Source organism: Vreelandella neptunia, from assembly GCF_034479615.1.
Lineage (GTDB): Bacteria > Pseudomonadota > Gammaproteobacteria > Pseudomonadales > Halomonadaceae > Vreelandella > Vreelandella neptunia.
The window spans coordinates 861,385-874,728 of sequence record NZ_CP140255.1; the positions used below are offsets into that span (position 1 = coordinate 861,385).

A 13,344-nucleotide genomic window follows, 5' to 3' on the forward strand; every position below is an offset into this window, starting at 1 on the left:
TCAAAATGCTCATTTACAGCTCGTAAACTCCGCTTTTTCGTTGATTTTTGCCTTGTCTAGCCTTCGCTCATTACGTTAATCAGAGGCACCCTAGGTCAGACGTTGCCAGATCGGTAAGCCCATGTTCCGTCCCCTCTTTGTTGTCGCTTTGTTACACTGTCAGCCAATAGCGTTGAGAATATCAGACGCTTCCATAGGCAGGTAATGAGCAGGCCGCAATAGCGAGGTTTGACAGTAACGATGGATAACGACAGCGGCGACGATGCCGTTTGGCAAACAGCGCTAGATTGGCTGATGCGCGAGCATGAAGAGACGTTGAGCGACGCTGATCGCGAAGCGCTGCATGCTTGGTTAGCGGCTTCTTCCCTGCACCGTCGAGTCTTTCATGAAGCAGAACAGCTCTGGATGCTAACAGGGCTGATCCCAAGCGGTGATGAGCGCAACTGATAAGTCACTGTTTTTTTACCTCCTTCTTCGATCTTCAGGCTAACTCAATGGTCGCGAGCTAACGCTGCCGCCCACTGGAGCAATTTTTAGCTTGGCAAGGGTAATGCTATGTCGACGCCCTAGCGCCCCCTCCCCCTATTTTTTCTACTTTCTTCCTTTCCAACATTAAATTTTCTGGTTCCTCACTCGTCATTAAGTAATGAGAAGCAATTGCGTTTTACTTCTCATTCCTTTGGCAACGATGAGGTTAATTCCATGACAAGCTGTTTTGATCGTGAAGATGGTGTCTTCCGCGTATTAGTCAACCACGAAGAGCAGTACTCCCTCTGGCCAGAATGGAAAGCGATTCCCGCGGGCTGGACCGATACCGGCGTGCTCGGCGATAAACCAACCTGTCTCGACTACGTCGAAAAAACCTGGACCGATATGCGGCCACTCTCGCTGCGCCAGTGGATGGATGAGCAGGCCGGCGCTGAGGCGGAGCAGGTGAATGCAGGTTAAGCGTTTAAGACTGCTCTGCCTGCCCTGCGCCGGGGCCAGCGCCACCATGTATCTACGCTGGAAGCGCCAGTTGCCCGCCTGGGTCGAGGTGTATCCCGTCGAATTGCCTGGGCGTGGTGAGCGCCTGGGTGAGCCGCTTATCGATGACTTCGAGACCCAGGTCGTGCGGCTGTGTGAAGAGCAGGCAACGCGGATGCGCGGTGACTTTGCTCTGTTCGGTCACAGCATGGGGGCGTTGTTGGCCTACGGCATGGCAGCTCGCTTGCGCGATGTCGGGCGGCCTCAGCCGCGGATGCTGTTCGCCTCAGGCAGCGCGGCGCCCTCAATGCGCGACTCAGACCGCTTGGCGGGCCTTGATAACGACAAAGCCCTGATGGCGGATCTTCACCAACAGGGCGGCACTCCAGGGGAGGTCTTCGAAAGCCCTGAGCTGCTGCGCCTTACCCTCGATATCTTGATGTCGGACTACCGCCTCTGTCGCAGTTTCCGCTATCGCGGCGGGTCGCCGCTTGCTTACCCCCTACAGGTACTCGCCGGGCGCGATGACGATATCGAAAGAGAGCGTCTAGAGGCGTGGCAGCGGGAAGCGGGCGGGGTGTTCTCTTTGAACTGGTTCGAAGGAGGGCACTTCTTTATTCGCCAGCAGCAAGCACAAGTGCTGGAGACTATCGAACGGGCGCTGACTCGACGGCTTGAGGAGGTGCCCCATGCAGCGCCTGCAGTTAGCTGAAGGGGTGCCCGAGGGGCTTGAGGTATGGCGCTTAGCGCTCGATCTGAACGCCCCGGTGGCTGACGAAGATGATCGGTTGCTGAGTCGAGCCGAGTGGCAGCGTGCCCAGCGGCTTCACCGTCACGCCGACATCGTACGCGCCGTGGCGACTCGCGCGGCCCTGCGGCGACTGCTATCAGCGCACACCGGTATAGCGCCAGAAAAGTTGGCGTTCACTCAGAACGCTTACGGAAAACCAGCGTTGGAAAACGCTGGTGGGCCTGCTTTCAATGTCTCCCACTCTGGCCATGTCGCCCTGATCGCGATTGTTCCCGGCGGCGCGGTGGGGGTCGATATTGAGCGCTGCCGATCCGAGGCCGAACTGGCGCCGCTGCAAGGGCTGGTGCTATCGCCGAGTGAGCAGCTCGACCACGCACTGCCCTTTATGGAGCGCTGGGTGGTTAAAGAGGCGGTGCTCAAAGCCCTGGGCCTGGGCATTGCTGATCATTTGCGATCGCTCTCGATCACTTCCTCTTTAGGGCCGCCAGACACCTATCACCTTGAGCACTCGCTTCCCGTTTCATCACCTTTGCAAGCATGGCCGCTGCCAGCGCCGAGTGGCTATGCCGCTGCCCTGGGCTATATCGATTCAGGCTATTCCCACGCAAACGCTCAGGGTAAACGCTACTCAACGAATTTTTAGGAGATCAATAATGGACAGCCAAAGCGCAACACCAACGCAACAAACCAACACCATATCCAAACGTCAGGGGCCTGCTGATTCGGAGCTGCCCATTATGATTTCTCCCTCCTACCCAGGGCAGCCACTGCTGGAAGCCTTTGGCGAGTTGCGTGGGGATATTGAGGCGCTGGTGGCCAGAGTCGGCGGGGTGTTGCTAAGAGGCTTCGATGTTCCCTCCGTGGACGATTTTCAGCAGTTTGCTGCCGCCTTTGGTCATCCGCTGCTGAGTTATGAGTTTGCCTCAACACCGCGTTTAGCGGTTTCGTCAGGCATTTATACCTCGACCGAGTATCCCGCTCATCAACATATTCCCCTCCACAATGAGCAGGCCTACACCCGCGAGTGGCCGATGAAAATCTGGTTCCACTGTGTCACCGCTTCCCCCGAAGGCGGAGAGACGCCGATAGCTGATAGCCGCGCTATTTACCGCCGTATGCCCGCAGAGATCCGCGAGCGCTTTGCCCCCGGCATTCTCTACGTACGCAACTACGGCGATTTCGATATGCCTTGGCAAAAGGTGTTTAACACCGAAGACCGCGCTGAAGTGGAGGCATTCTGCCTGCGCGCGGGTATTCGCTGTGAGTGGAAGCCCGATGGCGACCTGCGTACCACCCAGTTATGCCAAAGCATAGAGACTCACCCGGTCACCGGTGAGCAGGTGTGGTTCAACCAAGGCCATCTTTTCCATGTCTCCAACCTGCAGCCAGAGGTACGAGAGTCGCTGGAAGAGCTGCTCGACCCTGAAGACATGCCGCGTAACGTCTTCTTTGCCGATGGTAGCCCCATTGACGATGCCATCTTCGATGAGATCCGCGGCGTACTGGCCGACGAAACGGTGATGTTCCCCTGGCAGGCAGGCGATGTGCTGATGCTCGACAACATGCTGGTCGCCCATGCACGCACGCCGTTCAAAGGGCCGCGCAAAGTCGTCGTCGCCATGGCGGAAGGCCACGGCAACCTCTCCAAAGACTGAATACAACGGCTCAATCCCACGCCACGGCCAGGAGTTCCAGCAGGTACGCATATGAATATAAGGCACGCCCAGACAATGAACAGCCACCCGTCCCATAACGTTGCTAACCACAGCGACGTTTTTAGAAGCTATGTCGAGCATTTAAGTCGTCTGGCCCGGGAAAGGCCCAGTGACAGGGCGCTGATTGTAGTGAACGCTCAAGGTGAGATCACCCTTGACTACGCCACCCTGGAGCGGCGTTCCCGCGCCCTGGCCAGCGAACTCCAGCAGCGGTTCCCGGCTGGTGAGCGTGCCTTGATTCTGCTGGATAACGATGAGCACTATGTGGTGGCGTTCTTCGCCTGCCTATATGCCGGGGTGATTGCTGTGCCGGTCTTCCCTCCAGAGTCGGCCAAGCAGCAGCACCTGGCGCGCCTGCTCGCCATTGCCGCCGACTCCCAGGCCGCCTGTGTGCTTACCTCTACAACGATTATCGATGTGGTCGCATCTGCAAGCGAAGGCTTCGGTAGTGCGGAATTGATCCCTGTGGATGCCGTAGATGAGAGCCGCGCTGAACACTGGGTCGAGCATCACCCAAAGCGTGGTGATATCGCCTTTTTACAGTACACCTCAGGCTCCACGGCCACGCCCAAAGGGGTGATGGTCAGCCATGGCAACCTGATGGCGAACGAGCGTGCTATCGAGACAGGCTTCTCGATTGGTGCCGACGATGTTTTCGTCAGTTGGCTGCCGCTTTACCACGACATGGGGCTGATCGGTGGCCTGCTGCAGCCCATCTATCGCGGCATTCCCGCGGTATTGATGAGCCCCACCTTCTTTTTACAGCGGCCGGTACGCTGGCTGGAAGCGATCTCCCGCCACCGGGGCACCATTAGCGGTGGCCCCGATTTTGCCTATCGGCTGTGTCTTGAGCGTATCCGCGACGAGCAGCTTGAGGCGCTCGACTTATCCAGCTGGCGGGTCGCGTTCTCAGGCGCCGAGCCGGTACGCCACGATACCCTCACTGGCTTTATCGAACGCTTCCGCCCGGCGGGCTTTGCCGCTGACACTGCAGCACCCTGTTATGGCTTGGCCGAAGCGACGCTATTGGTTAGCTGTAATTCGCGCGGTACGGGCGTAGTGGGCACAGCTTTTTCTCAACAGTCGCTGGCCGAGGGAAAGGCTGCCTCAGCGGTTGAAGGCAACACCCTGGTGGGCTGCGGTACACCGGAACCCGGTCACGCTATCGATATTGTCGATCCTGAGGGGCTTCACTCGCTGCCCAGTGGTGACGTCGGCGAGATCTGGGTCAACGGGCCCAGCGTGGCACATGGGTATTGGCAGAATCCAGAAGCAACAGCGAAAGCCTTTGTCACCCGCGATGGGGTCAGTTGGCAGCGCACCGATGATACTGATGCACAGAACCACGATGCTCGCGATGATCGCTGGCTACGCACCGGCGATCTGGGCTTTCTGCACGAGGGGCAGCTGTATATTGCCGGGCGTATCAAAGATCTCATCATTCTGCGCGGCCATAACGTCTACCCCCAGGATATCGAGAGCGCTATCGAAGCCGAGGTGGAAGCGGTGCGTAAGGGGCGCGTGGCGGCCTTTGCAGTGACCACCCCCGAAGGCGCTGAAGGGATTGGCATTGCGGCAGAAGTTTCCCGCGGCATACAGAAGCTAGTGCCCGCCGAGAAGCTGGTCGAAGCGCTAAGCGAGACGGTGGGGAGCGCTTGCCACGAGCCACTTTCGGTAGTGCTACTGCTCAACCCAGGTGGCCTTCCCAAAACCTCCAGCGGCAAACTGCAGCGCAGCGCCTGCCGCCAAGGCTGGGAAGCGGGTAGCCTGGATGCCTACGCCATTCACGCCTTTGGGCGTTTTGTCAGCGGTGGTGACGCTGAGGGCGGAGGAAAGTCATCGCACTCTACTGCGGAAGCTGGAAGCGAAACGGAGCAAGCGTTGGCGAAGCTCTGGTGCCAGGTGCTGGGGGACGGCAAGGAAAAGCCGTTGGGAAGAGATGCCCACTTCTTCGCCAGCGGTGGTAATTCTCTGGCGGCGGTGCGCCTAGCCGCCGCCATCAGTGATCACTGGGGCGTCGAGCTATCTCTGCACGCGCTGTTCGAGCAACCGCGCTTGTCTGCCATGGCTAACGCTATCGAAGCACGTTTGGCGGCACCATCGGATCAACGAGGGATGGCTATCCCCCGTCTTGAAGATGATCAGCGTCAAGGCGACATACCGCTGTCGGAAGGGCAGCGCAGCCTATGGCTGACGTGGCAACTTGATCCCCAGAGCGCTGGTTACAATATGGCAGGGGCACTGCATCTCAAGGGGGTGTTGGAGCCAACAGCGCTCAATGCAGCGCTGGAGGATCTCGTGCAGCGCCATGACATTTTACGTACTTACTACCCCTTGAGTGATGCGGGAGAACCTGTTCAGCGGCTAGCGCAGGATTGGCATCCTGAGTTGATCTGTAACGAGATGCCCGGTGATACCGTGGTTGAGCAGGAGCAGGCACTGCATGACGCACTCACTAAACTGGCGCGGCAGCCTTTTGACCTGGATCAGGCACCTCCCTTAACCGCCGCCCTCTACCGCTTGTCCACGGAGCACCATGTGTTAGCTGTCGTGCAGCACCACATTGCTGGCGATGGATGGTCAGTACAGGTGCTCATCGATGATCTATGCGCACTTTATGAGGGTGCGTGCACACAGCAAGAAGTCAAGCTTGCACCACTGCCAATACAGTTCGCAGATTATGCGGTTTGGCAGCAGCGTCAGCAGCATAGCAGTGAGAGAGATAGCAGTGAGAGATATAGTAGTGAGCGGCAGGGCCAACTTGCTCACTGGTGTGAACGCCTCTCCGGAGATCATCCCCCGCTAGCATTGCCCTTGGATCGCCCACGCCAAGCGCTGTCCGCACCGAGTGAAGGCCGATTGCGCTTTACGCTTACCGATGAGTTGAGCGAGCGGCTACGTAGCCTAGCTCGTGAACGAAGCGTTTCGCTCTACACCGTGATCTTGGCACTACTAAAGCTGACCCTGCATCGCTTTAGCGGTGAGACAGATATCAAGGTAGGGGCGCCGATTGCCAATCGGCATAAAACCGAGCTTCAGGGCTTAATTGGGTACCTTATCAATGTCGTTGTGTTGCGCACTCAGATTGATCCCACTGGAAATTTCGAACGTTTGTTAGATGAGGTGAACGCTACCCTGATTGATGCCCAACTGCATCAGGATGTCCCTTTCGATCAGTTAGTCGAAGCGCTCCAACTCGAACGGCAACCGGGTGTACATCCACTGTTCCAGGTGAAGTGCACTCAGCAGGAAATGTGGCAGGCGGATCGCCACGTGGCTGGCCTGACCGTTCAAGCTGAGCAGGTATTCACGGGCATTGCCCACTTCGACCTGAGTCTCGATTTTTGCGATGAGCCCGAGGGAATAGCAGGTCTATTCGCTTACTCCGCAGAGCTATTCGATGCCACCACGATCGAGCGTTTCTGCCAGGCATTCCGATTCCTGGCCGAGCAGGTCGTAGCTGATCCACGGTCTCACATAGCGATGCAGTCGCTACCTGAGCCTATCTCCGTGTTGGAAGGAAACCAAAGCGAGATTCTCACTCAGGCTATACCCACCCTGCTGTCGAAAGTGGTGGCAGCTCATGCTGATGAGCTAGCCGTAAACGACGGGCAGTACCGTTATACCTATGCCAGCCTGGATGCCCAAGCCCAGAGTCTGGCACAGGCACTAATCGCAAAAGGCGTTGGTTCCGAGGTGCGTGTTGCCATTCACGCTGAGCGTTCGTGCGAGTACGTGCTCGGTATCCTCGCCGTAATCAAAGCGGGCGGGGCTTTCGTGCCGCTTGATCCGCAACTGCCAGCGGAGCGCTTGGCCTATCAACTGGCTGACAGTGGCGCTCGCTTAATGCTGAGCAGTATGGCTTGCGACTGGAGCGATGACATTCCGGTAATGGAGCTGGCGTTTGCCGATGATATTCCAGTTGCAGTAGAGCACGAACCACCCGTTATCCATCCCCAGCAGACGGCCTATGTGATCTATACCTCTGGCTCCACGGGCAAGCCCAAGGGAGTGGCGGTGAGTTACGCTGCGCTGGCCAATTACGTGCAGGGCGTTCTGGAAGCTCTGGCGCTACCAGAAGGTGCCCGCAACATGGCAATGGTGTCGACGGTAGCGGCGGATCTGGGCCATACCGTGCTGTTTGGCGCCTTGTGCACCGGGCGTACCTTGCATCTTATTTCCCCCGACTGCGCCTTCGACCCAGATGCCTTTGCGGCTTATATGCGCGAACAGCAGGTGGATGTGCTCAAAATTGTGCCTAGCCACCTGCGGGCGCTGCTGAGTGCGGCAACTCCGGCCGATGTACTTCCCCACGAGCGCCTTATCCTGGGCGGAGAAGCGACCGACTGGGCGCTACTGGCGCGTATCGCCGAACTCAAGCCAAAATGCCAGGTGCTTAATCACTACGGCCCTACGGAAACCACGGTCGGTATTCTCACCCAGCAAGCCGACATAGCCGATCGAGCTGCCAGCACAGTGCCGATCGGCAAACCGCTGGCCAATGCTCAGGCCTATGTGCTCGACCCCTGGCTTAATCCGGTGCCGAAGGGCGTTGCCGGCGAGCTCTACTTGGGTGGCCCTGGGTTGGCTCAAGGTTATCTACAGCGGCTGGGACAAACAGCGGAACGTTTCGTCGCCAGCCCCTTCCATGCGGGGGAGCGACTCTATCGCAGCGGTGACCGTGTGCGCCAATTGGCCGACGGTAGCCTGGAGTTCCTTGGCCGTGTGGATGATCAGGTCAAGATTCGCGGTTATCGGGTGGAGCCGAGCGAGATCGCTGCCCTGCTGCGCGACCAGCCAGGGGTCTCGGAGGCCGAAGTGGTAGCGCGGGAAAATGAGGAAGGACGCGCGCAACTGTACGCCTATGTGGTGATGGCAGCCGGGAGCGACGTCGATGACGACGCGTTACTCGCGCAGCTTGGCGAGCGCGTGCCGGACTATATGGTGCCCAGCGCCCTGGTACGGCTGGAGGCTCTGCCGCTAACCGCCAATGGCAAGCTGGATCGCAAGGCATTACCCGAGCCAGTGCAAGCCGGTAGTGGAAAAACCTTTGAAGCGCCCCAAGGAGAAGCGGAGGAGACGTTGGCAGAGGTCTGGGCTGACGTGATCGGCTGCGAGCAGGTGGGGCGTAACGACAACTTCTTTGAGTTGGGTGGTGACTCCATCCTCAGCCTGCAGATCGTCGCGCGCTCGCGTAAGCGTGGCTACAAGGTAACGCCCAAGCAGTTGATGGAAGGGCAGACCATTGCCGCAGTGGCGGCGATGGCCACGCCTCTAGCTGCTACCGCTCCTAAACAAGCGGCTGCGCCCAATAAGGCTGCTTCCTTTGCGCTGCTGCCGGTACAGCGCTGGTTCTTCGAGCAGAACTTTGCCGAGCCACACCACTGGAATCAGTCGTTGATGCTGGAAGCGGCCAGTGATGTAGATGCCGCGCTGCTACGGCGTGCCATTGAGGCAGTGGTCGATCATCATGGCGCTTTGCGGCTGCGCTTTGAGCGCATCGACGATCGCTGGCAACAAGCCTATGGCAAGCTAGCCGATGACCTCTTCGAGCACCTGGATCTGAGTGACCATGCGGATCCGGCGCAGGCCATTACCCAGGCCGCCGATGCTGCACAACACAGCCTAAGCCTGGAGCGGCCGTTCCGAGCCATCTGGATGGCACTGGGAGGCGAGCGCGGCGGGCGATTGCTGCTAGTGGCTCACCACCTGGTGGTAGACGGCGTCTCGTGGCGTGTGATTCTCGATGACCTGCAAACGGCCTACACGCAGTTAAGTGCAGCCAAGACAGTCGATCTACCACCAGCCACCACCTCGCTAGATGAGTGGGCGCGTGCCCTGGCCGACTATGCCAAATCGCAGGCTTTGGCTGAGCAATGCTCCTATTGGGAGAGTCTTGTCAAAGAGCCCGAGCCCAGCCTACCCGCACATAATCCACATGGCAGCAACACCGTCGCCGATACCGCATCGCTCGTTGGCAGTTTGCCTACCGAAGCGACCACGCAACTGCTGGGGCCGGTGCATAAAGCCTACCGCACCCAGGTGGATGACCTGCTCCTCACTGCACTATCGAGCGCCCTGTGCCAATGGGCAGAGAGAGATAGCGTACTGATTGAACTGGAAGGTCATGGTCGCGAAGACCTGTTCGACGGTGTCGATCTCAGTCGCAGCGTAGGTTGGTTCACCTCCCTCTACCCGGTTCGCCTGAGCCCAGGTAATGCGGAGCCCGGTACAAGCCTAAAAGCCATCAAGGAACAACTTCGCCAAGTGCCTGAAAAGGGGCTCGGCTACGGCGTGCTGCGCTATTTGAAAGAAGAGCCCGCGCTGGTTAGTGGTGCCTACCCCCAGGTCACCTTCAATTATCTAGGCCAGTTGGATCGCTCCCTACAGGGCGATGGGGCCTGGCGGCTCGCCAAAGAGAATGCAGGGCAGGCTCGCGCGCCGGAAAGCAAGCGCCGTACCTGGATTGAGGTGGTGGCCTGGGTTCAAGATGGCCAACTGCGCTTCGACTGGAATTACAGTCGTGAGATTCACAGCGAGGCAACGATGCGTGCCTTGCAAGCAAGCTTCCAGATGCAGCTAGAGGCATTGATTGAGCACTGTGCTAGTGGTGTTCGTGGTGCTACGCCTTCGGACTTCCCGCTGGCGGGGCTGAGTCAAGGGCAACTGGACGGCTTGCGATTGGATGTCGCCAATGTTGAGGACATCTACCCGTTGGCGCCGATGCAGCAAGGGCTGCTATTGCATACCCTGCTCAATCCAGGCGCTGGTATGTACATGATGCAGGATCGCTACCGGTTTGCTTCGCCTATCGACGTCAATGCTTTCGAGAAAGCCTGGCAGCGAGCCGGCGAACGGTATGAGGTTCTACGTACAGGGTTCGTATGGCGAACCGAAGAGATACAGTTGCAGGTGGTGTATCGGCAAATTCCTTCACCTGTGGAATATATCGATTGGCGCGGTATTGACGAGGATGAGGCCGATCGGCGCTTGGCGGTGTTATTGCGTCAGGAGCTTGATGATGGCTTCGACCTGGAACGGCCACCATTGCTAAAGGTACGCCTTATTCAACTGGCGGAGAACCTGTTCTACGTCGTACAGAGTTTCCACCATATTCTGATGGATGCCTGGTGCCGCTCCCTGTTGCTCAGCGATTTTTTCCACTACTACGATGCCTATCGTCTCGGGACGAGTCACGAGTTGACGCAACCAAGGCCGTATCGTGATTTTATCGCTTGGTTGCAGCAGCAGGATGCCAATGTGCTACGCAACTATTGGCAACATGAGCTTGAAGGTTTCGATGAGATAACGCCGATTCCTTATCTTAAGCCGCACGGTTCGCACGACAGTGTTGCCACGGTGGCTGATGTATTCTCCTCGCTCTCCCACGATGAGAGTGCAGAGCTACAGAACGTTGCCCGACAGCATCAATTGACTGTCAATACGATCGTACAAGGGGCATGGGCACTGCTGTTAGGGCGGCTTTCCCAGGTAGATGACATCCTATTCGGCGTGACAGTGGCTGGGCGCCCGCTAGAACTGGAGGGCATACAGGAGACGATGGGGCTGTTTATCAACACGATTCCTCTGCGTGTGTCAGCCCCTTCGCCGCAAACATCTGTCCTTGATTGGCTGCATGGGCTATTGGCGAAAAACCTGGAGATGCGTCAATACGAGCATCTACCGTTAGTCGAAATTCAATCGTTGGGAGAGCAGTCACAAGGACGCAGTCTATTCGATAGCCTCTTTGTATTCGAAAATGCGCCGATAGATGCCAGCATAACGGAGAAAATCCATGATCTTCATGTGTCTATCAAGGGCAACCGCACCCACACCAATTACCCCTTGACCGTAGTGGTGGTGCCTGGCGAGCAATTGATGCTGCAGCTCTCCTACGACGCCCGTAAGTTTGACGATTCCGAGGTCGAGAGGCTGCTCTCGGGCTTCCGTCAAATTCTCTTGCACATTATTGACAGGCCTGATGCTCCCTATCATGAATTGGACGTATTGCCTGTTAATGAGATGGAGACACAGCGGGCGCAATGTAGAGGGCAGTCGGTTGCTTATCCCTTTGAGCGAGGTTATATCGACCTGTTCCGTGAGCAGGTACGACAGCATCCACGCCAAGTTGCCGTTCGCCATCAGGGAGAGACACTCACTTATGATCAGCTAGAGGACACCTCCAATCGCATTGCCCAAGCACTGCGGCAAGCAGGGGTGAAGAAGGATAATGTCGTAGCCCTGCATGCCGAGCGCGGCCTAGCGTTGCCAAGCATGATTCTGGGTACGTTTAAGGCTGGCGGTGCGTATCTAGCGCTGGATACCCGACTTCCTGATCAGCGTATCGCCGATATGCTGGCGTCCAGCCATGCATCGGTTCTAGTCGCCACTGCTGAGCAAACACCGCGTCTCGAAACTGTGCTTGAATCCATGCCCAACCCACCGCGGATGATAGTGTTCGAGGATCTCGTCACGGCGGAAAGACTAGAGGGGGATGCCGCTGTAACGGCTCACCCTGATCAGGCCGCCTATATCATCTATACCTCCGGTTCGACCGGTGAACCCAAGGGTGTCGTCGTTAGCCATCGTGGCATGCTCAACAACCAATTGAGCAAGGTTCCCTACCTGGATCTGTCGGCCAGCGATGTCATTGCCCAGACCGCAGCGCTGAGTTTCGATATCTCCGTCTGGCAAACGTTGGCGGGGCTGTTGTGTGGCGCCAGCATCGAGATCGTGCCTGATGAGATTGCACGCGACCCCAGTGCGTTGCTTCCTTATGCGCACGACAACGGCGTCACGATACTGCAAAGCGTACCCGCACTGATCCAGGGAATGTTGAACACTGCCCCAGTCGACCTGCTAGCACTGCGCTGGCTGCTGCCCACGGGCGAAGCCTCCACGTCTGAGCTAGTCCGCCAATGGTTCGCACGCTACCCGGCGATCCCATTGGTCAATGCGTACGGCCCTGCAGAATGCGCCGATGACGTATCCCTGCACTTGCTGCGAAGCGGCGATGACGAGCACTTAGCCGTGGTGCCGATCGGCAAACCGGCTGATAACACCCAGCTACTCGTTCTCGACAGTCAATTAAACCTATTACCTATGGGGGTGAGCGGCGAACTATATGTCGCCGGTGTCGGTGTTGGGCGGGGGTACCTGAATCAGCCGAAGCTGACGGCGGATCGCTTCGTGCCCAACCCGTATGCTGAAGTGCCCGGAGAACGGCTCTATCGGACGGGTGATCTGGCCCGCTATCGCACTGATGGTGTGCTGGAGTACATCGGCCGCACCGATCAGCAGGTCAAGATACGGGGCCAGCGCATTGAGCTGGGAGAGATAGAGTCCCGGCTGGTGGAATTCGATGTTATACGAGAAGCGGTAGTGGTGGCCCAGGAAGGGCCAGGAGGCGCCAGGTTAGTGGCTTATGCCGTCGCCCAGCCACATGAGTCGATCGATACGGCAGAGCTACGCGAGCGTCTAGGGCAGGTATTGCCCGACTATATGGTGCCAAGTTTAGTGGTAATGCTCGATGCCTTACCACTAACGCCCAACGGCAAGGTGGATCGCAAGGCATTGCCCGAGCCGGACTTCGCCAGTAGCGCGCAATATGAGCCACCCCAAGGTGAGACGGAAGAGACGCTAGCGGCGATTTGGAGCGAGGTGCTGAGTGTCGAGCGGGTAGGGCGTCACGACAATTTCTTCGAGCTAGGGGGGCACTCGCTGTTGGCTCTTAAAGTGCAATCTAAAGTGGAAGAACATTTCGATATACGTCTCCCTCTCCGCAGCTATTTCGAACACGCTACATTGGCCTCTATGTGTGAGCCCATTCAGGAAAGCAGGGGAGGTGCGAAAGAGGAGGAAAACGCACAGCTCGAAAAGATGGCAGCGCTACTAGATGGAATGGAGAGCTGA

General features: G+C 57.9%; 6 protein-coding genes. All 6 read left to right on the forward strand.

Annotation, left to right across the window (positions count from 1 at the left end; translation table 11 throughout):
• The first annotated feature begins 240 nt into the window (after positions 1–240).
• The 6 genes from SR894_RS04080 (at position 241) to SR894_RS04105 (ending at position 13,344) form a co-directional block, all read left to right on the forward strand.
• Positions 241–447, forward strand: a complete 207-nt coding sequence (locus tag SR894_RS04080) for a FecR/PupR family sigma factor regulator (protein WP_133732967.1) — start codon at positions 241–243, stop codon at positions 445–447.
• 255 nt (positions 448–702) lie between these two features.
• Positions 703–948 carry an MbtH family protein gene (locus SR894_RS04085; protein WP_133732966.1) on the forward strand — a complete coding sequence of 82 codons (246 nt, stop codon included), beginning with the start codon at positions 703–705 and terminating at the stop codon, positions 946–948.
• Complete coding sequence (locus SR894_RS04090) at positions 938–1,678, forward strand: thioesterase II family protein (protein WP_223287856.1); 741 nt, start codon at positions 938–940, stop codon at positions 1,676–1,678. The genes SR894_RS04085 and SR894_RS04090 overlap by 11 nt, the downstream gene beginning before the upstream one ends.
• Positions 1,656–2,360, forward strand: a complete 705-nt coding sequence (locus SR894_RS04095; protein WP_133732964.1) for a 4'-phosphopantetheinyl transferase family protein — start codon at positions 1,656–1,658, stop codon at positions 2,358–2,360. Before SR894_RS04090 ends, SR894_RS04095 begins: the two co-directional genes overlap by 23 nt.
• Before the next feature lie 10 nt (positions 2,361–2,370).
• Complete coding sequence (locus SR894_RS04100) at positions 2,371–3,372, forward strand: TauD/TfdA family dioxygenase (protein WP_133732963.1); 1,002 nt, start codon at positions 2,371–2,373, stop codon at positions 3,370–3,372.
• Positions 3,373–3,447: 75 nt separating this feature from the next.
• On the forward strand, positions 3,448–13,344 hold the full coding sequence (locus SR894_RS04105; RefSeq protein WP_246638017.1) for a non-ribosomal peptide synthetase: 9,897 nt from the start codon (positions 3,448–3,450) through the stop codon (positions 13,342–13,344).

Coding starts and splice junctions, on each gene's coding strand:
- SR894_RS04085 (WP_133732966.1), top strand. CDS start 703: ATGACAAGCTGTTTTGATCGTGAAGATGGTGTCTTCCGCGTATTAGTC.
- SR894_RS04105 (WP_246638017.1), top strand. CDS start 3,448: ATGAACAGCCACCCGTCCCATAACGTTGCTAACCACAGCGACGTTTTT.
- SR894_RS04090 (WP_223287856.1), top strand. CDS start 938: ATGCAGGTTAAGCGTTTAAGACTGCTCTGCCTGCCCTGCGCCGGGGCC.
- SR894_RS04100 (WP_133732963.1), top strand. CDS start 2,371: ATGGACAGCCAAAGCGCAACACCAACGCAACAAACCAACACCATATCC.
- SR894_RS04095 (WP_133732964.1), top strand. CDS start 1,656: ATGCAGCGCCTGCAGTTAGCTGAAGGGGTGCCCGAGGGGCTTGAGGTA.
- SR894_RS04080 (WP_133732967.1), top strand. CDS start 241: ATGGATAACGACAGCGGCGACGATGCCGTTTGGCAAACAGCGCTAGAT.